Source organism: Pseudomonas sp. BN411, from assembly GCF_029871235.1.
Lineage (GTDB): Bacteria > Pseudomonadota > Gammaproteobacteria > Pseudomonadales > Pseudomonadaceae > Metapseudomonas.
This window is the reverse complement of record NZ_SSOM01000080.1, coordinates 40,340-65,227: the sequence shown is the minus strand read 5'-3', so window position 1 is coordinate 65,227 and position 24,888 is coordinate 40,340. Positions and strand designations below refer to the sequence as shown.

The 24,888-nt window shown below is 64.1% G+C and carries 24 protein-coding genes; 17 read left to right on the top strand and 7 right to left on the bottom strand.

Going from position 1 to position 24,888, the window contains the following annotated elements; translation table 11 throughout:
* The first annotated feature begins 2 nt into the window (after window positions 1–2).
* The 12 genes from E8F06_RS23250 (at window position 3) to E8F06_RS23195 (ending at window position 10,791) form a co-directional block, all read left to right on the top strand.
* Window positions 3–758, top strand: a complete 756-nt coding sequence (locus E8F06_RS23250) for a class II aldolase/adducin family protein (RefSeq protein ID WP_280371469.1) — start codon at window positions 3–5, stop codon at window positions 756–758.
* Window positions 755–1,684 carry a glyoxylate/hydroxypyruvate reductase A gene (locus E8F06_RS23245; RefSeq protein WP_280371468.1) on the top strand — a complete coding sequence of 310 codons (930 nt, stop codon included), beginning with the start codon at window positions 755–757 and terminating at the stop codon, window positions 1,682–1,684. Before E8F06_RS23250 ends, E8F06_RS23245 begins: the two co-directional genes overlap by 4 nt.
* A 28-nt stretch (window positions 1,685–1,712) precedes the next feature.
* The gene (locus E8F06_RS23240) at window positions 1,713–2,942 is read left to right on the top strand and encodes a Zn-dependent hydrolase (protein WP_280371880.1); all 1,230 of its coding nucleotides are present in this window, start codon (window positions 1,713–1,715) and stop codon (window positions 2,940–2,942) included.
* A gap of 153 nt (window positions 2,943–3,095) precedes the next feature.
* The gene (locus tag E8F06_RS23235) at window positions 3,096–4,439 is read left to right on the top strand and encodes an MFS transporter (protein ID WP_280371466.1); all 1,344 of its coding nucleotides are present in this window, start codon (window positions 3,096–3,098) and stop codon (window positions 4,437–4,439) included.
* A 70-nt stretch (window positions 4,440–4,509) separates the two neighbouring features.
* A complete protein-coding gene (locus tag E8F06_RS23230; protein WP_280371463.1) occupies window positions 4,510–5,835 on the top strand; it encodes an OprD family porin in 1,326 nt (441 codons plus the stop codon).
* A gap of 54 nt (window positions 5,836–5,889) precedes the next feature.
* On the top strand, window positions 5,890–6,276 hold the full coding sequence (locus tag E8F06_RS23225; RefSeq protein WP_280371461.1) for a RidA family protein: 387 nt from the start codon (window positions 5,890–5,892) through the stop codon (window positions 6,274–6,276).
* Window positions 6,276–6,902 (top strand): RraA family protein, encoded by a 627-nt coding sequence (locus E8F06_RS23220; RefSeq protein ID WP_280371459.1) that lies wholly within the window; start codon window positions 6,276–6,278, stop codon window positions 6,900–6,902. Before E8F06_RS23225 ends, E8F06_RS23220 begins: the two co-directional genes overlap by 1 nt.
* Before the next feature lie 312 nt (window positions 6,903–7,214).
* Window positions 7,215–7,994 carry an ABC transporter substrate-binding protein gene (locus tag E8F06_RS23215; protein ID WP_280371457.1) on the top strand — a complete coding sequence of 260 codons (780 nt, stop codon included), beginning with the start codon at window positions 7,215–7,217 and terminating at the stop codon, window positions 7,992–7,994.
* 65 nt (window positions 7,995–8,059) lie between these two features.
* Window positions 8,060–8,773, top strand: coding sequence for an ABC transporter permease subunit (locus E8F06_RS23210; RefSeq protein WP_280371456.1), 714 nt, complete (start codon window positions 8,060–8,062; stop codon window positions 8,771–8,773).
* Window positions 8,766–9,476: an ABC transporter permease gene (locus E8F06_RS23205; RefSeq protein WP_280371454.1), complete on the top strand. Its 711-nt coding sequence runs from the start codon at window positions 8,766–8,768 to the stop codon at window positions 9,474–9,476. The genes E8F06_RS23210 and E8F06_RS23205 overlap by 8 nt, the downstream gene beginning before the upstream one ends.
* 63 nt (window positions 9,477–9,539) lie before the next feature.
* Window positions 9,540–10,301, top strand: a complete 762-nt coding sequence (locus tag E8F06_RS23200) for an ATP-binding cassette domain-containing protein (protein WP_280371452.1) — start codon at window positions 9,540–9,542, stop codon at window positions 10,299–10,301.
* Between the two features lie 10 nt (window positions 10,302–10,311).
* Window positions 10,312–10,791 carry an Lrp/AsnC family transcriptional regulator gene (locus tag E8F06_RS23195; protein ID WP_280371451.1) on the top strand — a complete coding sequence of 160 codons (480 nt, stop codon included), beginning with the start codon at window positions 10,312–10,314 and terminating at the stop codon, window positions 10,789–10,791.
* Window positions 10,792–10,940: 149 nt separating this feature from the next.
* Here E8F06_RS23195 and alr read toward each other — a convergent pair whose 3' ends face one another.
* Entirely contained in the window at window positions 10,941–12,179 is a 1,239-nt protein-coding gene (gene alr, locus E8F06_RS23190; RefSeq protein ID WP_280371449.1) for an alanine racemase, read from the bottom strand.
* A gap of 351 nt (window positions 12,180–12,530) precedes the next feature.
* Between alr and E8F06_RS23185 the strand changes: the two genes are divergently transcribed.
* From E8F06_RS23185 to E8F06_RS23175, 3 genes are read left to right on the top strand one after another with little or no spacing between them, the layout of a single operon-like run.
* Window positions 12,531–13,478: an arginine deiminase-related protein gene (locus E8F06_RS23185; protein WP_280371448.1), complete on the top strand. Its 948-nt coding sequence runs from the start codon at window positions 12,531–12,533 to the stop codon at window positions 13,476–13,478.
* Window positions 13,475–14,518: an arginine N-succinyltransferase gene (astA, locus tag E8F06_RS23180; protein WP_280371446.1), complete on the top strand. Its 1,044-nt coding sequence runs from the start codon at window positions 13,475–13,477 to the stop codon at window positions 14,516–14,518. The genes E8F06_RS23185 and astA overlap by 4 nt, the downstream gene beginning before the upstream one ends.
* On the top strand, window positions 14,515–14,823 hold the full coding sequence (locus E8F06_RS23175) for a hypothetical protein (protein ID WP_280371444.1): 309 nt from the start codon (window positions 14,515–14,517) through the stop codon (window positions 14,821–14,823). Before astA ends, E8F06_RS23175 begins: the two co-directional genes overlap by 4 nt.
* A 199-nt stretch (window positions 14,824–15,022) precedes the next feature.
* On the opposite strand, the gene E8F06_RS23170 is transcribed toward E8F06_RS23175, so the two are convergent.
* The 4 genes from E8F06_RS23170 to E8F06_RS23155 all read right to left on the bottom strand — a co-directional run bounded on the left by E8F06_RS23170 (window position 15,023) and on the right by E8F06_RS23155 (window position 19,043).
* On the bottom strand, window positions 15,023–16,609 hold the full coding sequence (locus tag E8F06_RS23170; protein WP_280371442.1) for a DHA2 family efflux MFS transporter permease subunit: 1,587 nt from the start codon (window positions 16,607–16,609) through the stop codon (window positions 15,023–15,025).
* A gap of 2 nt (window positions 16,610–16,611) precedes the next feature.
* The gene (locus tag E8F06_RS23165) at window positions 16,612–17,709 is read right to left on the bottom strand and encodes an HlyD family secretion protein (RefSeq protein WP_280371441.1); all 1,098 of its coding nucleotides are present in this window, start codon (window positions 17,707–17,709) and stop codon (window positions 16,612–16,614) included.
* Between the two features lie 90 nt (window positions 17,710–17,799).
* Window positions 17,800–18,213, bottom strand: a complete 414-nt coding sequence (locus E8F06_RS23160) for a cupin domain-containing protein (protein WP_280371439.1) — start codon at window positions 18,211–18,213, stop codon at window positions 17,800–17,802.
* 80 nt (window positions 18,214–18,293) lie between these two features.
* Window positions 18,294–19,043, bottom strand: coding sequence for an SDR family oxidoreductase (locus tag E8F06_RS23155; protein WP_280371437.1), 750 nt, complete (start codon window positions 19,041–19,043; stop codon window positions 18,294–18,296).
* Between the two features lie 247 nt (window positions 19,044–19,290).
* Between E8F06_RS23155 and E8F06_RS23150 the strand changes: the two genes are divergently transcribed.
* Entirely contained in the window at window positions 19,291–20,889 is a 1,599-nt protein-coding gene (locus E8F06_RS23150; protein ID WP_280371879.1) for a winged helix-turn-helix domain-containing tetratricopeptide repeat protein, read from the top strand.
* Window positions 20,890–21,025: 136 nt separating this feature from the next.
* Here E8F06_RS23150 and E8F06_RS23145 read toward each other — a convergent pair whose 3' ends face one another.
* Both E8F06_RS23145 and rsxC read right to left on the bottom strand, forming a co-directional pair.
* Window positions 21,026–21,976, bottom strand: a complete 951-nt coding sequence (locus tag E8F06_RS23145; protein ID WP_280371436.1) for an RnfABCDGE type electron transport complex subunit D — start codon at window positions 21,974–21,976, stop codon at window positions 21,026–21,028.
* The gene (rsxC, locus tag E8F06_RS23140; RefSeq protein ID WP_280371434.1) at window positions 21,973–23,427 is read right to left on the bottom strand and encodes an electron transport complex subunit RsxC; all 1,455 of its coding nucleotides are present in this window, start codon (window positions 23,425–23,427) and stop codon (window positions 21,973–21,975) included. The genes E8F06_RS23145 and rsxC overlap by 4 nt, the downstream gene beginning before the upstream one ends.
* 317 nt (window positions 23,428–23,744) lie before the next feature.
* On the opposite strand from rsxC, the gene E8F06_RS23135 reads away from it, so the two are divergent.
* Complete coding sequence (locus tag E8F06_RS23135) at window positions 23,745–24,758, top strand: FAD:protein FMN transferase (RefSeq protein ID WP_280371432.1); 1,014 nt, start codon at window positions 23,745–23,747, stop codon at window positions 24,756–24,758.
* The last annotated feature ends 130 nt before the right edge of the window (window positions 24,759–24,888 follow it).

Genomic DNA, 24,888 nt, shown 5'->3' with positions numbered 1-24,888 from the left:
TCATGAGCAAGCCGCACAACATCAGCGATGTCGAATGGCAGGCCCGCTGCGAACTGGCCGCGCTGTACCGGATGGTCGCGCACTTCCGCATGACCGACCTGATCGACACCCACATCACCCTGCGTATCCCGGGGCCTGAGCACCACTTCCTGATCAACCGTTACGGGGTGATCTTCGACCGCATGCGTGCCTCCGACCTGGTGCGCATCGATCAGCACGGCAATGTGGTGGATGAGGCCTTCGGCGAGCGCCGGGTCAATGCGGCCGGTTTCGTCATCCACTCGGCCATTCACATGGCGCGGCCGGACATGAAGTGCGTGGTGCATACCCACACCGCTGCCGGCATCGCGGTATCGGCCCAGGAGCAGGGGCTGCTGCCCATCAGCCAGCACGCGCTGAAGTTCTACGACAAGCTGGCCTACCACCAGTACGAAGGCATCGCCCTGTCCCTGGACGAGCGCGAGCGGCTGATCGCCGACCTCGGCCCGCACAAGGCGATGATCCTGCGCAACCACGGCTTGCTGGCCGGCGGCAACAGCGTGGCCGAGGCCTTCCACGAGATCCACTTCCTCGAACGTGCCTGCCAGGCGCAGGTCCAGGCGCTGGCCGGTGGCGCCAAGCTGGTGTATCCGTCCGACGAGGTATGCCGCCACACCGCTACGCAGTTCGAGCGCGAGGAGGCGGCCGAGATCGTCGAGCTGAGCTGGAACGCCGCGCTGACCCTGATCGAGTCCCAACGCGAGTCTTACTGCTCATGAAACCGCTAGTCCTGCTATCGGCCGATACCGTGTTGCTCGGTCAGCTGCAAAGCGCTTTTGCCCGAACGGAGCCGGAGTTGCACGTGGTGCTCGCCGACGACCCCGCTGCGCAGCAGGCCGAAGTCGCCGCCTGCTGGTTTCCGCCGGCTGGCAGCCTGGCGCGACTGCCGAACCTCAAGCTGATCCACTCGGTAGCCGCCGGGGTGGACCACCTGGGCACCGACCCGGAGCATGCCGAAGTACCGGTGTGCCGAGTGGTCGACCCGGCGCACCGCCAGGGCATGGCCGAGTACGTGCGTTGGGCGGTGATCCACTACCACCGGGACTTCGACCGCGCCCTGGAGCAGCAGCAGCGCCAGGTCTGGTTACGCCATCCGCAGAAGCCCGCGGCCGATTACCGCATTGGCGTGATGGGCCTCGGTTCTCTGGGCGGTGCCATCGCCGAAGAGTTGGCCGCAGCCGGATATGCCGTGCGCGGCTGGTCGCGCACCGCCAAGCGGATCGAAGGCGTGCAGACCCATGCGGGGGATGAGGGCTTCGCTGCCTTTCTCGACGGGCTGGACTTGTTGGTGAACCTGCTGCCGCTGACCGAGGCCACTCGCGGCATTCTCTGCCGCAAGACGTTCGAGTCCCTGGCGCCCGGCGCGGCGGTGGTCAACTGTGGCCGCGGTGCCCATGTGGCGGTGGACGAGCTGATCGATGCGGTGCAGGACGGCCGCCTGCGCGGCGCCTTGCTGGACGTGTTCGAGAAGGAACCGCTGCCGCTGGACAGCCGCCTCTGGATCACCCCCGGTATCGTCGTCACCCCGCACATGGCGTCGGCTGCTTCCCACGATTGCATTGCCCGCCAGATCGGTGAGAACGCCCGTCGTCTGGAAGCAGGGCAGCCCCTGTTGAACCGCGTGAACACCCGTCTCGGTTACTGAACCCTCCGCCTGGAACGAGGAAATGAGCATGTTGAAATGCAATGGCGAACGGCTGTGGGACAGCCTGATGCAGATGGCCAAGGTGGGCCCGACGGAGAAAGGCGGCAACTGCCGTCTGGCGTTGTCCGAAGAGGACAGGGCTGGGCGGGAACTGTTCGCGCTCTGGTGCCGTGGCCTGGGGATGAACATCCGCCTCGATCCCATCGGCAACCTCTTCGCCCGCCTGCCCGGGCGCAACGACGCGCTGCCCCCCGTGGTCATGGGCAGCCACCTGGATACCCAGCCCAAGGGCGGCCGTTTCGATGGCATCTACGGGGTGCTGGCCGGGCTGGAAGTGGTCCGCAGCCTGAAAGAGGCAGGCATCGCGACGGAGCGCCCGTTGGAGATCGCCGTCTGGACCAACGAGGAGGGCGCCCGCTTTACCCCGGCCATGCTTGGCTCGGCCGTGTTCACCGGCGACCTGCCGCTGGAGCGCGCCCTGGCCATCCGCGATGCCGAGGGCATCAGCGTGGCCGAGGCCCTGGAGCGGACCGGCCAGGCGGGTGAGCTGCCCCTGGGCCGCGAGTTCGATGCCTACTTCGAAGCCCATATCGAACAGGGCCCGATCCTCGAGGACGCCGGCCTGCCGGTGGGCGTGGTCACCGGTGGCCAGGCCATCTGCTGGTTGGACATCGAGGTGCAGGGCGTGCCGGCCCATGCCGGCACTACCCCCATGCCGTTGCGCAAGGACGCCCTGTTCGGTGTCGGCGAGATGATCACCGCGCTGGAACAGCTGTCCCGCGACTTCGCCCCCAAGGGTCTGGTTACCGTCGGCCAGTTGAACATCGCGCGCTCTTCGCGCAACACCATTCCTGGCCGGGTGGCGTTCACCTTGGACTTGCGTCACCACGAGGACGAGCAGATCGCCGCCATGGAGGCCAGCGCTCGTGACCTGATCGCCACCATCGCCGCGCGTCGTGGCCTGGAGGTGAAAGTGGAACGGCACTGGCTGAGCCCGGCGACGCCTTTCGACCCGGATTGCATCGCCGCCGTGAGAAATGCCGTGGAGGGCCTGGACTACCCGCACCAGACCATCGTCAGTGGCGCCGGCCATGACGCCATCCACTTGGCGCGGCACTGCCCGACCACCATGGTGTTCATCCCCTGCGTCGGTGGCCTCAGCCACAACGAGGCCGAGGACGCGCTTCCGGATGACGTCAGCAAGGGCTGCGATGTGCTGCTCAACGCCGTACTGAGCCGCGCCGACCGAACAAGCTGATCCAACCGCATCACCCCGGGTGCCCGGCGGCGATCGCTGCTGCCAGGCGCCACGGGTTCCCTTTGCCCGAAAAACAAGAAACGCCTGAAACGAACACAACTGCCAAGAACAACTAAACCCCATGCCCGCCGGGCATAAATCGGGAGAAATGGCATGACCAGCCCTGCGTACACCGAGGTTGCGACCTCTCAACCTGAACAAACAACCGACATGAAGAAAGTCGCCGTCGCCAGCGTCATCGGCACCACGGTGGAATGGTACGACCTGTTCCTCTTCGCCACGGCCTCAGCCCTGGTGTTCAACAAGATCTTCTTTCCCGGCTTCGACCCTCTGGTGGGCACGTTGCTGGCCTTCGGCACCTTCGCCTCGGCCTATGGCGCGCGCATCGTTGGTGCCGCTCTGTTCGGCCACTTCGGTGATCGTCTGGGGCGCAAGTCGATGCTGTTGATTTCGCTGCTGACCATGGGCGCAGCGACCTTCGGCATAGGCTTGTTGCCGGACTACGAGTCCATCGGCATCTGGGCGCCCATCTCGCTGCTGACCCTGCGCATCATTCAGGGCCTGGCCCTGGGCGGGGAGTGGGGTGGCGCCGTGCTGATGGCCGTCGAGCATGCGCCGAAACACCAGCGAGGACTTTATGGTTCCTGGGTGCAGATCGGTGTGCCGGCGGGCACCATGCTGGCCAACCTGGTATTCCTGCTGATCGCCACCACCCTGACCAACGAGGAACTGCTCGCCTGGGGTTGGCGTGTGCCGTTCCTGGCCAGCATCCTGCTGATTGTCGTGGGCCTGTACATTCGTCTGAATATCCACGAAACCCCGTCGTTCAAGGCGGTGGAAAAGACCGGCGCGAAAGTGAAGGTCCCGCTCTTCGAGGTATTCAGGAAGTACTGGAAGCAGGTGCTGCTGGGTGGTGTGGCCACCATGTCCACGGGTACCTCCTACAACCTGATCGTCGCCTTCGGTCTCACCTATGGCACCCAGACCCTGGGCTTCTCACGGGGCGAGATGCTCAGTGTGGTGCTGGTCTCCTGCGCCGCTTGCATCTTCATGCTGCCGCTGTTCGGCGCACTGTCCGACCGCATCGGGCGCAAACCGATCATCGTCGGCGGCATCATTGCCGAGGCCCTCGTGGCGTTCCCGATGTTCTGGCTGATGGACACCAAGGAGTTGCCGCTGGTGTTCGCCGGCTACCTGCTGCTGATGACCGCCTTTGCTGCCAACTACGGCCCCATCGCCACCTTCCTCGCTGAACTGTTCGGCACCAAGGTGCGCTACTCCGGACTGTCGATCAGCTACATGCTCTCGGGCCTCCTGGGCAGTGCCGCTACGCCGATAGTGACCACCGCGCTGCTGTCGATGACCGGCAAGGGTTCTTCGGTGGCCTGGTACATGGTCGGCTCGGCGGTCGTTTCGCTGATCGCCCTGTTGCTGCTCACCGAAACCTTCAAGAAGGACCTCAATGCGGTGGCGGGCAAGTCCCCCAGCGCTGCCTGATTCCAACCCACTCACGCGAGCCCGCCCCGAGCTGGGTGGGCCGCCTGTTCCCTGAATTCAGAGTCCTTCGATGAACAAGACCTTTCACAGTCTCGGCCTTGCCGCCGGGGTCCTTGCGCTACCGTTCAGCCCTGCTGTTCTCGCAGACCTGGTCGGCGACAGTCACGCCAGCCTCAACCTGCGCAACTTCTACTTCAACAACGATTTCCGCGACCGGCCCGGCAGCGCCGGGCAGAGCAAGACCGAAGAATGGGCCCAGGGCTTCATGCTTAACTTCGCCTCCGGCTACACCGAGGGCACGTTGGGCGTGGGCCTCGACGCCATCGGCCTGCTGGGCCTGACTCTGGACAGCGGCGGCGGGCGTCATCGCGGCAGCAGCATGATTCCCGATGACGGCGACGGCGCGGCCAGCGAGTGGAGCCGACTGGGCCTGACGCCCAAGCTGAAGTTCTCGAAGACCGAGGCCCGCTACGGCACCTTGCTGCCCAAGCTACCGGTGTTGACCTACAACGATGGCCGCCTGCTGCCGCAGACCTTCGAGGGCGGCCAGGTCACCTCCGGCGAGATCGACGGCCTGACCCTCACTGCCGGCCGCCTGGAGCACGCCACCGGGCGTGGCTCCAGCGACCGCACGGGGCTCGCCGTCAGCGGCGGCACCCGTGAAAGCAACCAGTTCCTCTTCGCCGGCGGCGACTACAAGCTCGGCCAGGACCTGCTGGCCCAGTACTACTTCGCCAACCTGGAGGACTACTACGACCAGCACTTCCTCGGCCTGACCCACAGCCTGCCGATTGCCGAGGGGCAGTCGTTCAAGACCGAGCTGCGCTATTTCCGCACCACCTCCGATGGCGCAAACGCTACCGCTGCCGGCCGTGCAGCGGGCTTCCGCGTCGGTGGTTTCACCGAGGACGGTACAGGCGAGATCGACAACCACACCTGGAGCGCCGCCTTCACCTACAGCATCAAGGGCCATGCGCTGATGGCCGGTTACCAGGTGGTGTCCGACGGCAGCAACTTCGTCCAGCCCAACCAGGGCTCGCTGCCGGGCAAGGGGGCGGGCGGCGCCAGCATCTACCTGCATACCGACCGCATGCTTGCCAGCTTCAACCGGGCAGGGGAGCGCACCGGTTTCGCCCAGTACAGCTACGACTTCGCCGCCACCGGCATTCCCGGCCTGAAGGCTTCGGTCATGTATTTGAAGGGCGAGGACATCGAGAGCCTGTCCGGCGCGGGCAAGTCCGAATGGGAGCGCGACATAGGCCTGGACTACGTGATTCAGGACGGCGCTCTCAGGGGCCTGGGCGTCGCCTGGCGCAATGGCGCCCTGCATTCGGACATCGATCCGAACCAGGAGCAGAACCGCCTGATCCTCAGCTACAGCCTGCCGCTTTTCTGAGCCATCCGCCGCCGGCGTGGCCGGCGGTTTCCCGAGCCGAACAGGAGACACCCCATGAAACGCATCAACGCCGCCCCCGGCACCATCGGGCCAGTGGGTCCTTACTCCCAGGCCGTGGTCAGTGGCCACCTGGTGTTCACCGCCGGGCAGATACCCGCCCTGGGTAGCCTGGACGAACAGCCCGCCAGCTTCTCCGAGCAGGTGCGGCAGACCTTCGCCAATCTGGCGGCGATCCTCAAAGCGGCCGGCTCCAGCCTGGACCACATCGTCAAGGTCAATGCCTACCTCACCGATCCGGCGCAGCTGGAGGAGTTCAACCGCGTGTACCGGGAAATCCTCGGCCACGCGCCGCCAGCACGTACCACCGTCTGCGTCTCGCTGTGGGGCGTGTCGCTGGAGATCGAGTGCGTCGCCGAGCTGATCGACGCGGGAGGCCGCTGATGGACCTGGAACGCCTGCTGGCGCAATTGCGCGAGATCAGCTTCGCCACCCTCGGCCACTTCCTGGAGCAGGGCTTCGTCAGCCATGAGATTCGCGCCCTGGTCCCGGATGTCCGCTTCATCGGCCGCGCCGTCACCCTGCGCGTCGCCCAGGCCGACGCCATCGCGGTGAGCCGCGCCCTGGCCAGCCTGAAGCCCGGCGATGCGCTGGTGATCGACATGGCTGGCGACCATGAGCACGCCTGCGTGGGAGCGGTGACCCAATGTGCTGCCCAGTGCGCCGGGGCGGTTGGCATCGTGGTCGACGGCGTGGCGACGGACCTGGCCGAACTGCGCGCCGCCGGCCTGCCCGTGTTCGCCCGCGGTACCAGCCAGCTCACCACCAAGCTGGTGGGCACTTCGGCCAGCGCGCTGAACGTGCCGGTGACCTGCGGTGGTGTGCCGGTACAACCCGGTGACCTGGTGATGGCGGACGACAACGGTGTGCTGATCTTGCCGCCGGAGGTGCTGGCGGATGTGATCGAGCAGGCCCTGGCGTCGGATCGCGCCGAGCCCGGGCTGTTGGTCCGCCTGCGGGCTGGCGAACCGCTGGAACGTGTGCTGGCGATGGAAGCTCCGAAGGCGTGAGTCCCGGCTCCGGCGCTGCCCCGGCAGCGTCGGAGCCGACTTGTGCCGTGAGCGCGACAGATTCGGCTGTGCAGGCTGATTCAACAGCCGAAAGCGACTGTCAGGAAGCGGTGTTACGACACCAACGGAGAGGGTGGTGGGGGCATTCTGGCGCCGTCCGCTCAAGCCACCTGGCAGCAAGCAGACAGCCCCCACGGCAATAACAAGAACCGGATGCCACGCGTCCACCGATCCATTTCTCTGCCCCGTTGAAAAGTGCTGACCGAGCCCATTCGGTTGGCGATAAATCCAATCAAAGCTGGGACCCTCCTCATGAAAATCAAATGGTTGGCCTTGTCCGCTATCACCCTCGTGCTGTCCTCCGGCGCCGTCATGGCCAAAGAGTGGAAGGAAATCCGCTTTGGCGTGAACCCTGCCTACCCGCCTTTCGAATCCACTGCGCCTGACGGCTCGTTGCAGGGCTTCGACATCGACCTGGGCAACGCCATCTGCGCCGAACTCAAGGTCAAGTGCACCTGGGTGACCAACGACTTCGACGGGCTGATTCCCTCGCTGAAGGCGCGCAAGATCGATGCCGTGCTGTCCTCCATGACCGTGACCGAACCACGCAAGAAGCAGATCGACTTCTCCGACCGCCTGTTCTCCGGCCCCACCTCCATCGTCACCCGCAAGGGCTCGGGCCTGGAGCCCACCGCCGAATCCCTCAAGGGCAAGGCCATCGGTTTCCAGCAGGGAACGATCCAGGAGGCCTATGCCAAGGCGAAGCTGGCCCCCGGTGGCGTACAGCTCAAGGCCTACCAGAACCAGGACCAGGTCTATGCGGACCTGGTATCCGGCCGCCTCGACGCCTCCATCCAGGACATGCTCGAAGCCGAGCTGAGCTTCCTCAAGTCGCCCCAGGGCGCCGACTTCCAGAGCAGCAAGGGCATCAGCGACCCGATGGTGCCCTCGGATATCGCCATCGGCCTGCGCAAGGGCGACGAGGAGCTGAAGGCGCTGATCAACAAGGCCATCGCGGCCATGCACGCCAACGGCACCTACCAGGAGATCCAGCGCAAGCACTTCGGCGAACTGGACCTCTACAACAACTGACCACGCCTTGGCCGCGTGGCTGCTCCCCCGGCAGTCGCGCGGCGTTTTCAATCAGGTAGGCAACCGTGAACGATCTCCTTCCTTTCCTGGACCTGCAGGGCTTCGGACCGCTGCTGCTGCACGGCACCTGGGTCACCCTGAAATTGTCCCTGCTGTCACTGGCGCTGAGCGTCGCCATCGGCCTGCTGGGTGCCGCGGCGAAGCTCTCGCCGCTGACTTTGCTGCGCGTGCCGGCGACGCTCTACACCACCCTGATCCGCGGCATCCCCGACCTGGTGCTGATGCTGCTGATCTTCTACAGCCTGCAGGGTTGGCTGAGCAGCCTCACTGATGCCATGGGCTGGGACTACATCGACGTCGATCCTTTCGGCGCCGGCATCGTGACCCTTGGCTTCATCTACGGCGCGTATTTCACCGAAACCTTTCGTGGAGCCATCCTCTCTGTGCCACGCGGGCAGCTGGAGGCGGCCACCGCCTATGGCCTGGGGCGCCTCCAGCGCTTCGCGCATGTGGTCTTCCCGCAGATGATGCGCTTCGCCCTGCCGAGCCTCGGTAACAACTGGCTGGTGCTGCTCAAGGCCACCGCGCTGGTGTCGATCATCGGCCTGGCCGATGTGGTCAAAGTCGCGCAGGACGCCGGCAAGACCACCTTCAACATGCTGTTCTTCCTGATTCTCGCGGCGCTGCTGTATCTCCTCATCACCAGCGCTTCCAACGTCGTCCTGCGTTGGCTCGAAGCGCGCTACAACCTCGGCGTAAGGGGGCACAGCCATGATTGAACTGATCCAGGAATACTGGCGACCCTTCCTTTACAGCGATGGCTACAACACCACTGGCCTGGCGATGACACTCTGGTTGCTGTGCTTTTCCCTGGCCCTGGGCTTCGTGCTTTCGGTGCCGTTGGCCATCGCGCGTACTTCGCGTTGTCGACTATTGCGCTGGCCGGTGCAGTTCTTTACCTACCTGTTCCGTGGCACGCCGCTCTACATCCAGTTGCTGATCATCTACACCGGCATCTACGGCATCGCCGCCGTGCGAGCACAGCCGGTGCTGGATGCCTTCTTCCGCGACGCGATGAATTGCACGCTACTGGCCTTCACCCTGAATACCTGCGCCTACACCGTCGAGATATTCGCCGGCGCCATCCGCAGTATTCCCCACGGGGAAATCGAGGCGGCCCGCGCTTACGGGCTCAGCGGCTGGCGCCTCTACGCCTACGTGATCATCCCATCGGCCCTGCGCCGCTCGCTGCCGTACTACAGCAATGAGGTGATCCTCATGCTGCACGCAACCTCGGTGGCCTTCACTGCCACGATCCCGGACATCCTGAAGGTCGCTCGGGACGCCAACGCCGCGACCTTCCTGACGTTCCAGTCATTCGGCATAGCCGCGCTGTTCTATCTGGGCCTGACCTTCGCCTTCGTCGGGCTGTTCCGCCTGGCCGAGCGGCGCTGGCTGGCCTTCCTCGGGCCGGCCCACTGAACCCCGATCCTCATCTGCGAACAAAAGCGCTGTGCCCAGGCAGCACAGCCATTGGAGTGCCTTATGTACAAGCTGACGGTAGAAGCCTTGCACAAGCGATACGGAGACAACGAAGTGCTCAAGGGCGTGTCGCTCAATGCCCGAACGGGTGATGTGGTGAGCATGATCGGCGCAAGCGGGTCAGGAAAGAGCACCATGCTGCGCTGCATCAACTTCCTCGAACAGCCGGACGAGGGGGCCATCACCCTGGATGGCGAGGCCATTCGCATGCGTGGACCTGCCGGTGCCCTGCGTCCGGCCTGCGACAAGCAGCTGCAACAACTGCGCACCCGCCTGGCCATGGTGTTCCAGCACTTCAACCTGTGGAGCCACCTGAGCGTACTGGACAACATCACCCTGGCGCCCATCCGCGTCCTCGGCGTCAGTCGCAAGGAAGCCGAGGAACGTGCCCGTACCTACCTGGACAAGGTGGGTCTGCCGTCCCGCGTGGCGGGGCAGTATCCGGCCTTCCTCTCTGGTGGGCAGCAGCAGCGGGTAGCAATCGCCCGTGCGTTGGCGATGGAGCCGGATGTCATGCTTTTCGACGAACCCACCTCGGCGCTGGACCCGGAACTGGTGGGGGAAGTGCTGAAGGTGATCCAGGCGCTGGCCGAGGAGGGCAGGACCATGCTCATGGTGACTCACGAAATGGAGTTCGCCCGGCGTGTGTCCAGCCAGGTCCTGTTCCTGCATCAGGGCCGCGTCGAGGAGCAGGGGAGTGCAGAAATCCTCGAAAGGCCGCAGAGCGAACGCCTGCAACAATTCCTCTCCGGCCGCCTGAAGTGAGGACGTCGTGATGATCGAGTCAAGCGAGTCGTCGGTGGCGCTGGACCGTATCGATCAAGCGATCCTGGAGGTGCTGCGCCATGACGGGCGCATCACCTACCAGAAGCTCTCCGAGCGCGTGCACCTCACACCGCGTCCGTGCCTGGAGCGGGTGCGCAAGTTGGAAAGAATGGGCGTGATCCGGGGCTATTCCGCCATCATCGACCAGCGCAAGCTTACGCCCGGACTATCGCTGCTGGTACTGGTGGCGCTGTCCAACCAGAGCGGCCGCGCCGCGCAGAAGGCCTTCGAGGCCAAGGCGCGCAGCTGCGCCCAGGTGCTGGAGTGCCGCCTGATCAGCGGCGCCTTCGACTACAGCCTGCGCATGCGCTGCCGGGACATGGAGCACTATCGCGTGCTGACGGAAACCTGGTTCAACGACCCCGAGCTGCACATCGACAAACTGGTCAGCCACCCGGAGCTCGCCATGGTCAAGACGGCGAAGGAGTAGCGACCGGCCGGGAGAACGTAGGATGGGTGGAGCGGAGCGATACCTATCACGGCGGGATTGATGGGTATCGCAAGCTCCACCCATCCTACGGAATGCGAATTCATTCGCCCCCACAGAGTACGCCGCCCCACGGGCGGCGTACCGGTCCATCACTTGGCCTTCAATACCTTCGGATTCGAATTGCCCCAGACCGTGTAGAGGTCAGCCAACAACGCGCCGTTGATGGCTTCCAGCTCTGCCTGGGTGATCTCGTCCTTGCCTTGCCTGCCATAGAGCACCACTTCATCGCCGGGTTTCACCCCCTGGATGTCGGTAACGTCGACCATCAGGGTATTCATGGTGACCTTGCCGATCACCCGCGCCCGTTGCCCGTTGATCAGCACCGAAGCCTTGTTGGAGAAGGCGCGGCGGTAGCCGTCCGAGTAGCCGGCGGGAATATTGGCAATGAGAGAATCCCGAGTCAGGGTGTAGGTGCGGTCGTAGCTGATGCTGCTGCCGGCCGGATAGGCGTTGACCGACGCCACCTGAGGCTTGAACTGCATGACCCGCTGGAACTCCTCGTGGCCGCCCACTGGGTAGCCGTAGAGCGCGGCGCCGGGGCGGACCATGTCCAGCCAGCCTTCGGGGACTTCCAGAGTGGTGAAGGTATTAGCGCAGTGCAGCAGGACTTTGCTGCGGTCCAGCTTCGCCTGCTCGATCAGCCAGGCGGATTGCTCCTTGAAGTGGGCGAGCCCCTTGAGCACGTCCTCACGCTCTTCCACCGGGAAGTGGGTCATGATGCCGACCACCTCCAGATGCGGCAGGGTGGCCATAGCGACAGCATCCTTCTGCCCCTGGGGTGTACCTACTTCCAGGCCGTTGCGGCCCATGCCGGCCGAATTCAGCGCCAGGTGCACCGCCACCTTGCGGCCATTGCGCTGGGCCAGGGCGTCCAACTGGCGGGCGACTTCCAGGTTGCCGACCATTTCATCCATGCCGTAGGGCAGGGCGTCTTCCATTTCTCCCAGTTTGGCGGTGCGCAGGCGCATCAGGCGGCCCTTGAAGCCCTTTTCCCGGACGATGCGGGCTTCCTCGTTACTGGCGACGCCGATGCAGCCGATGCCCATGCGAATGGCCGAAGGCACCAGCAGGGCGATGCCAGTGCCATAGGCATCGGCCTTCATCACGGCGCAGACCTGGCTCTTGCCGGCCACCAGTTTCTGGATACGGGCGATGTTGTTCTCGAAGGCGGCCTGGTCGATCTCCAGCCAGGCATTGCTTTCGGCCATGCGCGCGGCGGCGGGCACGTTGTCACGGGTGGCATCCAGCAGAGGGGCTGCGTGGGAGAGTCCGGCGCTGCTGGCGAGGGTCAGGGCTATGGCCAGGCGACTAAGGGTGTATCGGGTCATGTCTAGCTTCCGTTCTTGTTGATGGGACGGGCAGTCAGCGTCCTGGTTGGGGATCAGGAGCCCGCCCTGGAAGTCTCACGGATGCCCTGGGGCGAAACCTGTCGTGCTAGGCCTTGCGCACGGCGGATCGGGTCGTTACGGATGCGTGGGCGACAGCTTTGGCTGGGCGCGCTAACTCGGAGTACGTGGCCGCTGGACGTGGTCGGGAACGGCTCGGAAGGCGGCAGCCAAATCCGCTGTCGCGCGGCCAGTTTCGGCGTTCCTGGTCGCCGGCGCGGGCCAGATCAGCCGGGTTTGCAACGGCGTCGACGGGAGAATGGACCCCAACATCCACCCCACGAAGCGGCCCCCATGCAAACCACCAATACCGTCCTGATGATTCGGCCCACCCGTTTCACCTTCAACCTGGATACCGCCGGCAACAACAAATTCCAGCAACAGATTCTCACGCCGGAAGAGGCGCAGGTACGTGCTCTGGAAGAGTTCGATGGTTATGTCGCGGCCCTGCGCGAACAGGGCGTGGACGTGCTGGTGGCCCAGGACAGCGAAGCGCCACATACCCCGGACTCGATCTTCCCCAACAACTGGTGGAGCAGCCATGCCGACGGCACCCTGGCGCTCTACCCGATGGAGGGGCACAACCGCCGGCTCGAACGCAGCAAGGGCGTACTGGAAAACCTGCTGCAGGATTACCGGATCGAGCGGGTATTGGACTTCACCGAGATGGAAGGGCAGGGGCTGTTCCTCGAGGGCACCGGCAGCATGGTGCTCGATCGCCAGCACCACATCTGCTACGCCGGCTACTCCAGCCGGACCCACGCCAAGGCGCTGCGCCACTTTGTCGAGCAGTTCGGCTACAACCTCTGCGCCTTCCATGCCGAGGACCGCCAGGGCGTGGCCATCTACCACACCAACGTGATGATGAGCGTTGGCACCAGCCTGGCCGTCGCCTGCTTGGACTCGGTCAGCGCCAACGGCGAGCGCACTGCGCTAGAGACCCAGCTGCGCGCCACCGGCAAGGACATCCTCGCCCTGAACTGGGACCAGTTGGAGTCCTTCGCCGGCAACATGCTGGAAGTGCATAACCGCGCCGGCGATCCAGTTCTGGTGATGTCGCGCACCGCCTGGAACTCCCTCGGTTCCGCCCAGCGCACGCTCATCGAACGCCACGCCCAGCCCTTGCCGGTGAACATCGACACGATCGAGCGCATCGGCGGTGGCAGTGCGCGCTGCATGCTGGCTGAGGTGCACCTGCCGCGAAAAGCGACCCAGGCCTGTGGGGCGGAGGACCGCGCATGATCGTTCGACCCGTTTGCCGCGCCGACCTGCCGGCCCTGCTCGAACTGGCACGCAGCGCCGGGACCGGGCTCACCACCTTGCCGGCGGACCCGGCGCGTCTCGATCATCGGGTTTCCTGGGCGGAAAGGACTTTCGCAGGGGACGCCGAGCGGGCGGATGCTGACTACCTGTTCGTGCTGGAAAACGATGCAGGAGACGTGGTTGGCATCTCCGCCTTGGCCGGTGCAGTAGGCCTGCGCGAACCCTGGTACAACTTCCGTGTGGGCCTGACGGTCGCCGCCTCGCCCGCTTTGGGGATCAACCGACAGATGCCGACCCTGTTCCTTGGCAATGAAATGACCGGCCACTCGGAACTCTGTTCACTGTTCCTCCATGCCGGTCACCGCAGCGGGCTCAACGGGCGCTTGCTTTCGAAGGCGCGCTTCCTCTTTCTCGCCGAGTTCCCCCAGCTCTTTGGCCGCACGGTGATTGCAGAGATGCGCGGCTACTCCGACGAGAACGGGTTGTCGCCTTTCTGGGAAGGCTTGGGCCGGCACTTCTTCAAGATGGAGTTCGCCCGCGCTGATTACCTGACTGGCATCGGCAACAAGTCCTTCATCGCTGAACTGATGCCCAGGTTTCCGCTCTACACCTGCTTCCTGCCGGAGTCCGCCCGCGCGGTGATCGGCCGTGTACACCCGAACACCGAGCCGGCCCTGGGCATGCTCAAGGCGGAAGGCTTCGAGCATCGGGACTTCATCGACATCTTCGACGCCGGCCCGGTGATCGAATGTGACGTGGCCAAGGTCCGCGCGGTGCGCGAGAGCCGGGAGCTGGTCCTGAGCCTGGGCACCCCCGGCGACGACACCGAGGTGTTCCTCATCCACAACCGCCAACTGGCCGGCTGCCGCATCACCGCCGCTCCGGCCCGCGTTGCCGCCGGGAGCCTGGTGGTGGATGCGTTGACAGCCAGACGGCTGAAGCTCGGCGCGGGCGGGTTGGTACGGGCGGTCCCCCTCTCTCCACGCAAGGCGGCTACCGGACAAGGTGCAGCGGCATGAGCGAGTTCCGTTTCGTCAATGGCGCGCCGAGGAAGATGCTGCTGGTGATCGAGCCACGCTCCTGCGAGTTCTGGATCAAGAGCAAGGCTACGGTGCAGGTACTGGTGGAGGACGGCGATCAGGGGCTGGCGCTTGACGTGGAGTATCTGCCCAATGGGCTGGTGGTCTACGTAGAGGAGGGCCTGCGGGTAGAAGTTCACCAGGATGGCCGGTTAATGGGCCTGGACAAGCGCTCCCGCCGGCTCGGGCACCGGCTCAATCGGGCAGGGGAGACCGCTGGCGGGCAAGAAGTGCCATGTGCGTAGACACAGCTTTGAAAGCCAGATTCGATGTTCATCGTTCTACCGGCAGCTTCACAATGCCGACCGTCTCTACGAGCATGAGCGACCTTGCCGAAGTGGCTGGATTTGACCCAGCCGATGGTGCGGGCTAATGCCAGAGGTGCGGGGTTGTCGGCATCGCTTCAGAAGCTATCAGTGCCTCCGCGCCTGGACGGGTGCAGACTCACGCAACCGCTCGTGCAGCGCGGCGTTTCGCGTGTTTCGAGAGCCCGATCTTGATGCCGACCAACACCGGCGCGGCGAAAACGAAGAGCAGGGCGACTGCGTTGAACGCGGTGTCGAAGGCAATCACGGTGGACTGACCTGTCACCACCCGGCCCAGTAGGCTGGTGGCTGCACGGCCAGCGGCCACCGCATCCATCCCTTTCGCCGCGAGCATCGCTGTGGTGGTGCTCAGCCGTTCGATAACCGCCGTTTCCCCGGCGGTGACGTTAGCGCCGAGGACCACGCCATTGGCGACGATGTGATGCTCGATCAGCGTCTGGAGTACCGCAACGCCCATCAGACCGCCCAGCTGGCGGCCCGTATTGAACAGGCCGATACCGGCGGCAAGGTTTCGGCTGTTGAGCCTGGTGAATGCAATCAGCGTGATCGACAGGAACAGGAAGCCGAGGCCCAGGCCGCGCAACAGGATGGCCGACATCATGTCGGCCGTATCGCTTTCGTTGGTGGAGCCGGAAAGCATCCACATCGCCGTCATGATCATCAGGATGCCAAACGGCACGGTGGCGACTGGAGGAACGCGGCGGGCCTGCATGAGAAAGGCGGCAAAAAGGAGCGCGCCGATGAAGAACGCGCCGCTGGGCAACAGCAACAGGCCGGCATCGGTAGGGGTGAACGCGAGAACGGACAGGGCGAATGCGGGAATCAGGAACGCGCTGCCGAACAATGCGGCACCGGCTACGAAACTGACGATGAAGGCGAAGGTGAAGTCTTCCGATTCGAACAGGGTGAAATCGAGCAGGCCTCGGCCATTGGCGAGCACTTGTTGGCCGAGGAAGGCGAGCAGGGCAGCCACGCCGGTCAAGGTCAGCCAGAGGATGCGAGGCTCTTCGAACCAGTCCCAGCGGCTGCCCTGGCTCAGGACGTAGGTGAAACAGAGGATCACGGTGGCGATCAGAGCCGAGCCGAGCCAATCGAAAGGACGCCGCTGTACCTTGGCGGGCGCCGGGGCCTCTGCGATGAGCAGAAGCCCGACGGATGCAAGGGCAAGCGGAACGGCGCTGAGGAAGATCCAGGTCCAGGACTGGCTGTCGATCAACCACCCCTGCAAGGCCGGCGCGAAGGTGGCGGATGCGACGACGGCGCCCATGGCGAACAGGGCCTGCAGGAGTGGCTGCTGATGCCGGGGATAGGCGAAGAAGATGAGTGTCTGCCCTGCCACCAGCAGGGTGCCGCCGGCGAAGCCCTGAATGATGCGAAGCGCGATCAGCAGGTCCAACCGGGCGGTAATGGCAGCCAATCCGCATGCCAGTCCCATCATCAGGGTTGCGCCGATCATCAGCTGGCGCGGCGGGTAACGGCTCAGCAGCCAGGGGGCGATCATGAACCCCAGGAGCTTCAGTGCGGTGTATCCGACATCCAGCCAGGCGAACTCATCCGGTGTTGCATAGGTGTCGCCGATGATGTCGCTGCGTCCCAGGGCGAGAACAGTGCTGGCAGTGGCTTCCGTCAGCGTGGCAAGCACTACGCCTAGCAGCAGAACAATGCTGGTCCGGGCTTCCACGCGGCTCGGAAGGGTGGCGACCATGGTCATGAGCCTGCCCCCCGTTCGATTTCGACCCGTGCGGACAGGCCCGGCACGATACGGCCCGGCAGCGGATTGTTGACGAAGCGGATCTTCACCGGAACGCGCTGCACGACGCGGACGAAGTTGCCGGTGGCGTTGTCGGTGGGGAGCAGGGTGAATGCCGACCCGCTACCGGGGGCAAAGCTGTCGACTACCCCTTCGAGCGTCCCGTCCGGGTAGCCGTCGATGGTGATGCGTACGCTCTGCCCGGGCTGAATGTGTTCAAGCTGGGTCTCCTTGAAGTTCGCCACCACCCAAACGTCGTCGACCGGGACGATATCGAGAAGGGAAACGCCGGGCGTGACGAAGCGGCCAATGCGGACCTGGCGGTTGCCGACGACGCCATCGACGGGCGCGCGCACGACGGTGCTGTCGAGATCGATCTGGGCGACTTCGAGCGCTGCCTCGGCCTGCGCCACTGAGGCCACGGCGGCTTCTCGCTGCGCAACCAGCACAGCGATGCGTTGATGCTGGGCTTCGACCGTCGCGGAAGCGGCCGATACCGCCGCCTCTGACCTGAAGCGTGCCGAATCGCTCTCATCGACCAGGGCCTGGCTGACCGCGTTACTACGGATGAGCTTGTGGCTGCGGTCGTGGGTCTTGATCGCCAGGTTCATCTCGGCCACAGCCGAGCGCTTCTGGGCTTCGGCTTGGCGAATCAGGGCACGCTGAAGCTGGGTCTCCGCATCGACATTGGTCAGTCGCGCCTCGGCCGCCTTGACGTTGGCCACCGCTTGCGCGAGCCGTGCCCGGTAGTCCCGATCGTCAATGCGGAACAGGACATCACCTGCCTTGACGGCCTGGTTGTCCTGGATTTCGACCTCGGTGACATAGCCACTGACCTTGGCGGCGAGGGAGGTGACGTCACCACGGACGTAGGCGTTGTCGGTCGACCTCGCGCCACTGGAAAGCGCCATGATCGATCCGCTGGCCACGACCAGGATGGCGCTCGCAAGCAGCAGCAAGCCAACCACCTTTTTCTTGTTCGGCCGCGCCGCTGCGACACCGGTCCCGAAGCTTTCGCCGGTTGTGCTGGTGACCTTGTCCTCACGCGCTTTCATCTCTCAGTACCTGTTGAATGCCGATGAACCCCGGCAGCCTCAGGAGCAAACACCTTCGGGCTGCCGAGACTCGATCAGCGCGTTGATCGGTTACTTCTTGGCCGGTGTGACGAGCTCCTTCTCGTTGCTGTCGAGAACGAACACCGCCAGCAGGCGTGCCGGTTCCGTGTCACTGGCGTTCGCGCTTACACCGTGAAAGGAGCCAGGCTCTTCAACAAAGTTTTCCCCGGCCTTGTAGACCTTTTCCGGGGAACCGTTGACGCTGCTGCGAATGGCGCCCTCCAGGACCGTTGCATAGATGAAGGCCGACTTCGGATGGGTGTGGGACGGTGACCCGGCGCCGGGCGCGTACTCCACGAGCACGCCCCTCATGCTCTTGCCAGGAACGTTCGGGATGGGGCGGTCGAAGACCACTGTCACCTTACCCGGGGGCCGGTCACCGGCAGACGCTGAGGTGATCGAGAGCGCTGCAAAGGCAGCGGCCAGGAAAGCTTTTGTGAACATGACAATTCTCCTGCGCGTGCATGTGTTGCGAAGGCGCGACCTGCACGGGTCTACGCCTTCCTGATTTGTCTTTGCGAGCGTCAGGCCACCGACTTGGCGAGCCAGTCCTCGAAATGGATCGCACCGAGGCGCGGGTTTCTGCCAGGGGTCAGCGATTGATCGTCGAGCAGGGCGCCGAAATAGCGGGCATGCACGTCTGGTACGACCTTGCGCGTGTCTTGGGTTCCGCGCAGGAAACGCCGGACCAGTTCATCGATCGGCATGGCCTCAGGGCCGGCGACTTCGAGCGTGCCATTGACCGGCGCTTCGAGGGTGACGTCGGTGAGGGCCGCCGCTACGTCATCGGACGCCATCGGTTGGATCAGCGCCGGCGATACATGCAGCTCCGTACCAACGGCGAAGGACTGGGCAATGCCGCTGACGAATTCGAAGAATTGCGTCGCACGCAGGATGGTGTAAGGGATGCTGGACGCCTTGATGAGGTTTTCCTGCGCAACCTTGGCCCGGAAGTAGCCGCTGTCGGGAAGGCGCTCGCTGCCGACAATCGAAAGTGCGATGTGATGGCGCACGCCAGCGGCAGCTTCGGCTGCCAGCAGGTTGCGGGTGGAGGTTTCAAAGAAGTCGAGAACAGCCTGATCCTCCCACACCGGGGCATTGGCCACGTCGACGACGATCTGCGCGCCATCCATCGCCTGGGCCAGACCCTCGCGGGTGATGCTGTTCACACCCGTGTTGGGGGAGGCCGCGAGCACGTCATGGCCGCGCTCGCGGAGGTTCTTCACAAGTTTCGAGCCGATGAGGCCGGTGCCTCCGATGACGACGATCTTCATGGTTTCTCTCCGCTTCTACCGACGGCAACCATTGCCGTCTGTGTAGGGGGGAGAGTGCGCACGCGCTTCAGGGAAGTCCTTGTGCCGGCTTTGAATTGTCCTTCGGGAAAGCTTGGTTTTTCGTCCAAGGAAGCCCTTGTCGTGGACGGTACAGCCAGTTACTCGCTGCCGTGTTATCTATATCAGCTTCCAATCGCCAGCCGCCTCGGACACGGAACCGAAGGCACTCATCCAGGGGATCCTGACTTTGCAATTCATGTTTGGAGACTACGTGCTCGATCAGGGGCGCCGGGAGTTGACCTTGCGCGGGCAAGTCGTGGCCGTCGGGCCACAGGTCTTCGATCTGTTAATGCATCTCGTCAGGAACCGCGATCGCGTCGTCAGCAAGGACGACCTGCTCCAGGCGGTATGGAGCGGCCGGATCGTCTCGGAATCGACTATCACCAGCCATATCAACGCAGTTCGCAAGGCGATCGGCGATACCGGCGAGGAGCAGCGCCTTGTTCGGACGGTCGCCCGCAAGGGTTACCGCTTCGTCGGCGAGATCAAGGTCGGTGATTCGGGGGAAACTCGACAACCCGAAGGGCCAGGCATCGACGATCCCGTACCCGCCGAACCGAAGGAAACGCCACCATCCGTGCTCGTCCTGCCGGACAAGCCTTCCATTACCGTCCTGCCGTTCCAGAACCTGGGCGGGGATCCTGAGCAGGACTATTTCGCCGACGGCGTGGTGGAGGACATCATCGCCGCCCTGTCGCGTATCCGCTGGCTGTTCGTCATCGCGCGCAATTCGAGCTTCACCTACAAGGGGAGGGCGGTGGACATCAAGGATGTCGGCCAGGAGCTCGGCGTGCGCTACGTGCTGGAAGGTAGCGTGCGCAAGTCCGGGAACAAGGTGCGCATCACCGGGCAGCTCATCGACGCGACGACCGGGATGCATATCTGGGCGGAGCGATTCGAAGGAACGCTCGACAACCTCTTCGACCTGCAGGATCAGATCGCCGAAAGCGTCGTCGGTGCCATCGCGCCGCAGCTCGAACGGGCGGAAATCGAGCGCGCCAAGCGCAAACCCACGGAAAGCCTGGACGCCTACGACTATTACCTGCGCGGAATGGCGAAGCTGCACAACGGAACCCGGGAGGCTATCGAAGAGGCGCTACTGTTGTTCTACAAGGCCATCGAGCTCGATCCGGAGTTCGCCTCGGCCTATGGCATGGCCGCCTGGTGCCACTTCTGGCGCAAGTTGAATGGCTGGATGAGCGACCGAGCGCGAGAAATTGCCGAAGGTGCCCGGCTGGCGCGATTGGCGGTAGAGCTTGGTCGCGACGATGCAGTGGCGCTGACCCGCGGCGGACACGCGCTGGCTCATCTTACTGGCGATCTCGATGGCGGAATCGCGCTCATAGACAGGGCGCGGTTGCTCAATCCCAACCTCGCTCCGGCCTGGTTCCTGGGCGGAATTCTTCGGGCACTTCGCGGGGAAAGAGACTCCGCGATCGAGAACCTGACCCATGCAACGCGCTTGAGCCCGCTGGATCCGGAGATGTTCAGGATGCAGGTTGGGATGGCCCTCGTGCACTTCTTCGCCGGGCGCTTTGATGCCGCTACGGACTGGGCGGAGAAGGCCTTGGGGAACCTGCCCAGCCTGCTGGCTGCGGCTGCGCTCCTGGCGGCCAGTTATGCGCATCTCGGGAGAATGGAGAAAGCGAAGCTGGCGATGCAGCGGCTCCAGGAGCTGGATCCCTCTTTGCGTATATCCAGGCTAAGGGATTGGTTGCCGATTCAACGGGCGGAGGATCTTGCCCTGCTAGCGGATGGTCTGCGGCTGGCCGGATTACCGGAGTGATGAAGCCGATCCGGTAGGGTGCGCCGCGCGCACCGGTGGTTTGACGGGGTGCCGAAGCCGATCCCGGAATCAGTGCGCAGTCTCCCTCACAGGAGAGGGCGGGCGCCTATCTGAGGCGCCGCGCACGCTCTCCGTATCAGGTGTGCGCCGTATACCAGGGGCGCTGCAGGCGCAGTGCCAACCGGTCGATCTGCGGCACCAGCAGGTTGGCAGCCAGCACGGCGAAGCAGAGGCCATCGGCATAGAGCCCGAATTCGCGAATCAATTCAGTCAGCGCACCAATGGCCACGCCGAAGAGGATGCGACCGGCGCGTGTATCGGGACTGGTGACCGGATCGGTGGCGATGAAAAAGGCTGTGAAGAGATAACCGCCGAGACTGAGGCTGTACAGGCTTTCCAACGGGGTATGGCCGGCTGCCATGCACAGCAATACCGTGCTCGCGAGCATCGCCAGCGGAATCTCGATGCGGATCACCCGCAGCACAGCCAGTATCAGACCGCCGGCGATATAGCCGTACCCGGACAGATTGGGGGTGATCAGGGTGAACTGGTTCTTGGCCAACTGAGTGGCGCCGGCGAACGCATCCAAATCAAGGCGTGGCGCCAGCTGCAGCTGCTGCAGAAGAACCGCCTTGGCATCCAGGGTGAGGGTCCAGGGGGCATAGTTCGATGGCGCGGGGTACAACTGCTGGTAGAAGCAGATGGCGATGATTCCCAGGCCGACCATGGCGGGATTGAGACGGTTGCGACCCAGTCCTCCACTGCCGTGTTTACACAGCGCCAGAGCGGCAAAACTGGCCACGGCCATCATCCACAGCGGCACCATCAGGGGTAACGCGCGAGCCAGTATCAGGCCTAGCACCAGCCAGCTCAGGTCGCTCAGGCCCTCGCGAACATTATGTCCGCGCAGGCGCAGCAAGCCGGCTTCGAAGCACAGGGCGAGCAGAACGCACCAGAAACTCTGCAACCAGACCACGACGCCGAATTGCCAGGCGTACAGGGCGGTGCCCGGCATGAGGCACAGGCTGACCAGCAGCATCACCGTGCGGAGCGGTCGGTGTGCGGTGGGGCGAAGTAGCAGGCTCATGCGCGCAGCTCCGTCTTGCTCTGGCGGAAGGTTTCGCGCAGCGGCAGGTTGCTCGGGCAGGTGCTGCTGCAGCTGCCGCATTCGATACAGGCATCCAGTCGCAGCTCCTGCAGGCTCGCCTTGTCCTGGCGTTCGGCGGCAGCGTAGAGATCCAGCGGTCTGAGCGACATCGGGCAGACATCCACGCAGCGCGTACAGCGAATGCAACTGCCGGCGGGCTGGGGTGCCGGCAGGAAGCGCTCAGCGCCGAAAATCAGGCAACTGCTGGTCTTGCTGATGACAGCAGTCGGGTCCGGGAGCGGCTGTCCCATCATCGGACCGCCGACCTGGGTCAATTGGCCGTCCGGGGTCGCGCCAGCAATCTCGCGCAGTGCGCTGACCGGGTAACCCACCGGCACCAGGACATTCCCGGGGCGTTCGCAGTCCCCGGTCAGCGTCAGCACGCGTCGTACCAGTGGTTCGCCATGGAAGACAGCCCGGCCCAGTGCGTAGAGCGTCGCGACATTCAGGGCCAGGACGCCGATATCGGCGGGCAGGGTCCCCGGCGCCAGGTTGCGGCCACTCAGGCTCTTGATCATCAACGGCTGCCCGCCGGCCGGGTAGCGCGCCGGCAGCGGACATATCTCGACCGGGGTGCGCGCCTCGCGAGAAGCGGCACGCAATGTGGCCATCGCCTCAGGTTTGTTGGTTTCGATACCGAAACGGGTCAGCGTGATACCCATCAGATCGGCGAGATAATCGGCAACCTCGATCAGCGCGTCGGCGCGTTCGCGCATGAGACGGTCATCGCAGGTAAGGAAGGGTTCGCATTCTGCACCGTTGATCAGCAGCAGATCGGGTTGCTGGGCGCCGGCCAGCTTGAGGGCTGTCGGGAAACCCGCCCCACCAAGGCCGACGATACCCATCTGCAGTGCGCGTTCAACCAGCTCCTCGGGGGTTTGCGGCAGTTCGAGCACCGGGCGTTCGATCCATTCATCCAGGCCATCTGCATTCAGAATGACGGCCATGACCGGCTCGGCCGAGTCGGCCACGAAAACGTGATCGATCCGCTCCACGATGCCGGAGGTGCTGGCATGCACCCAGGGAGTGTTGTCGTCGCCAATACCGATCACTTCGCCTTTGCGCACATGCTGTCCCGGCTGCACGCACGACTGGACAGAGCGGCGACCACGTTCGAGCGGAATTGCCAGCTGCACGTTTCCGACTTCGAGCAGGGTAACCGGCGTGGAGTTGGACAACTCCTTGTAGCCCCTGAGCTCGAGCCCACCTTGCCAGTTGCGCTGTGGGGAGGAGGCGAAGGCCAGCATTTGCTGCCAAAGGGGCTTCTGTTGCGGCTTTCGGCGGGCGCGGACGAGGTTCTGCGTGCGCTCGTTGTTCTGCAACGAATGGCTAGACATGTTCTGTCCTCCAACTTTTCTTTGGGCAAAAAACTCTCCTACGCGCTGATGCACGTGATGGTTTTTTGCTTCCGGGAAATTGAGCGAATAGCGAGGGCGATACCCGATAACTAACGGGACTAAGAGCCCCTAATATTGGTTTTGTTCAGTTTTTGACCATATTTGCTGATGAACGGTAGGCCAATTGCCAGCCCACCCGGGGCGCCGGAACGATCCCAGGCCTTGATTGGTGCGGGCTGCGCTCATTTGTGGGCGTGCTGGGCGCCAAATTCGGGGATGCGGCTCTACTCTCTATTAACGAGTTGGTGCCTGCTGTTGGGGTAGATACCGAACGCCGCCAAGGGCGGCCGGGATCAGCGAGGTCTCAGACGATGCGCGCAATCCTGCTGGTGGTGCTGTTGACGGTGCTGTACGGCTGCGGCGAGCAGATCGAGCGCTTTTCTGGGCCGACCATGGGAAGCACGTATTCGATCCAGTACGTACCCACCGCGCAGTCACCCGGCCCGCAGCGAGTACAGGCCGAAGTCGAGACGATACTCGGAGCCCTCGACCAGCAGTTCTCCAACTGGCGCGCCGACTCCGCGGTTTCCCGCTTCAACGATCTGCCAGCCGGCGCTTGTCAGGCGGTACCGGAAGATATGCGTCGCTTGCTGGAGTACGGTGAGTCTCTGTCCCGCGACAGTGGCGGAGCCTTTGATCTGACGGTGCTGCCATTGATGAACCTCTGGGGTTTCGGCCCGAACGCTCGGGGGGAGAAGGTGCCGGATGCGAGCACGCTGGCACGGGAGCAGGCGAGGGTAGGGCACCAGCACGTGCGCCTGGATGGCGAGAACCTTTGCAAGGATGTGGCAGCGCAACTGGATTTCGACAGCATGGTTGCCGGCTATGCGGTGGATCGGGTCAGCGAAAGGCTTTCGGCCCTGGGTATCCAGGCCTATCTGGTCGAGATCACCGGCGAACTCAAGGGGGTCGGCCGCAAACCGGATGGCTCGCCCTGGCGCATAGCCCTGGAGGTGCCGAACGGCGGGCAAGAGCAGCAAGTGGAGCGCGCCATTGCACTGGACGGCTACAGCGTTTCCACCTCCGGCGATTACCGCAATTATTTCGAGGAAGGTGGCCAGCGCTATTCGCACACCTTCGATCCACGTGTCGGCAGGCCAGTGAAGCACGCGCTGGCAGCAGTGACGGTGGTCGATCCTTTGGGGTTGCATGCCGATGGCTTGTCTACGGTGTTGATGGTGCTCGGTCCAGAGGAAGGCTATGCCTTCGCCGAGCAGCATGACGTTGCTGCCTATTTCATCATGCGCAAGGGAGTGGGTTTCGTTGCCCGGGCGACGCCGCGATTCGAGTCGTTGTTTCCAGGCGAGGGCAAGACGGAGCGGTAGTTGAAGGAAACCCGTCTACCGCTTGAGCGGGCGATGCGCCATGAGCAAAACACTGGCCGGTATTTACCTGGGCGTTGCGGGAGATTCGCTACGTGCTGTGGCATCCCGTTCCCTTGCCCGGGCTGCCGAC

What these genes read in the sequence shown, in the direction of transcription:
- E8F06_RS23205 (WP_280371454.1), top strand. Translation starts at nt 8,766, where the DNA reads ATGATTGAACTGATCCAGGAATACTGGCGACCCTTCCTTTACAGCGAT.
- E8F06_RS23250 (WP_280371469.1), top strand. Translation starts at nt 3, where the DNA reads ATGAGCAAGCCGCACAACATCAGCGATGTCGAATGGCAGGCCCGCTGC.
- astA (WP_280371446.1), top strand. Translation starts at nt 13,475, where the DNA reads ATGATCGTTCGACCCGTTTGCCGCGCCGACCTGCCGGCCCTGCTCGAA.
- E8F06_RS23220 (WP_280371459.1), top strand. Translation starts at nt 6,276, where the DNA reads ATGGACCTGGAACGCCTGCTGGCGCAATTGCGCGAGATCAGCTTCGCC.
- E8F06_RS23145 (WP_280371436.1), bottom strand. Translation starts at nt 21,976, where the DNA reads ATGAGCCTGCTACTTCGCCCCACCGCACACCGACCGCTCCGCACGGTG.
- E8F06_RS23245 (WP_280371468.1), top strand. Translation starts at nt 755, where the DNA reads ATGAAACCGCTAGTCCTGCTATCGGCCGATACCGTGTTGCTCGGTCAG.
- E8F06_RS23170 (WP_280371442.1), bottom strand. Translation starts at nt 16,609, where the DNA reads ATGGTCGCCACCCTTCCGAGCCGCGTGGAAGCCCGGACCAGCATTGTT.
- E8F06_RS23175 (WP_280371444.1), top strand. Translation starts at nt 14,515, where the DNA reads ATGAGCGAGTTCCGTTTCGTCAATGGCGCGCCGAGGAAGATGCTGCTG.
- E8F06_RS23235 (WP_280371466.1), top strand. Translation starts at nt 3,096, where the DNA reads ATGACCAGCCCTGCGTACACCGAGGTTGCGACCTCTCAACCTGAACAA.
- E8F06_RS23155 (WP_280371437.1), bottom strand. Translation starts at nt 19,043, where the DNA reads ATGAAGATCGTCGTCATCGGAGGCACCGGCCTCATCGGCTCGAAACTT.
- E8F06_RS23160 (WP_280371439.1), bottom strand. Translation starts at nt 18,213, where the DNA reads ATGTTCACAAAAGCTTTCCTGGCCGCTGCCTTTGCAGCGCTCTCGATC.
- E8F06_RS23185 (WP_280371448.1), top strand. Translation starts at nt 12,531, where the DNA reads ATGCAAACCACCAATACCGTCCTGATGATTCGGCCCACCCGTTTCACC.
- E8F06_RS23230 (WP_280371463.1), top strand. Translation starts at nt 4,510, where the DNA reads ATGAACAAGACCTTTCACAGTCTCGGCCTTGCCGCCGGGGTCCTTGCG.
- E8F06_RS23195 (WP_280371451.1), top strand. Translation starts at nt 10,312, where the DNA reads ATGATCGAGTCAAGCGAGTCGTCGGTGGCGCTGGACCGTATCGATCAA.
- E8F06_RS23215 (WP_280371457.1), top strand. Translation starts at nt 7,215, where the DNA reads ATGAAAATCAAATGGTTGGCCTTGTCCGCTATCACCCTCGTGCTGTCC.
- E8F06_RS23135 (WP_280371432.1), top strand. Translation starts at nt 23,745, where the DNA reads ATGCGCGCAATCCTGCTGGTGGTGCTGTTGACGGTGCTGTACGGCTGC.
- E8F06_RS23200 (WP_280371452.1), top strand. Translation starts at nt 9,540, where the DNA reads ATGTACAAGCTGACGGTAGAAGCCTTGCACAAGCGATACGGAGACAAC.
- E8F06_RS23165 (WP_280371441.1), bottom strand. Translation starts at nt 17,709, where the DNA reads ATGAAAGCGCGTGAGGACAAGGTCACCAGCACAACCGGCGAAAGCTTC.
- E8F06_RS23240 (WP_280371880.1), top strand. Translation starts at nt 1,713, where the DNA reads ATGTTGAAATGCAATGGCGAACGGCTGTGGGACAGCCTGATGCAGATG.
- E8F06_RS23225 (WP_280371461.1), top strand. Translation starts at nt 5,890, where the DNA reads ATGAAACGCATCAACGCCGCCCCCGGCACCATCGGGCCAGTGGGTCCT.
- alr (WP_280371449.1), bottom strand. Translation starts at nt 12,179, where the DNA reads ATGACCCGATACACCCTTAGTCGCCTGGCCATAGCCCTGACCCTCGCC.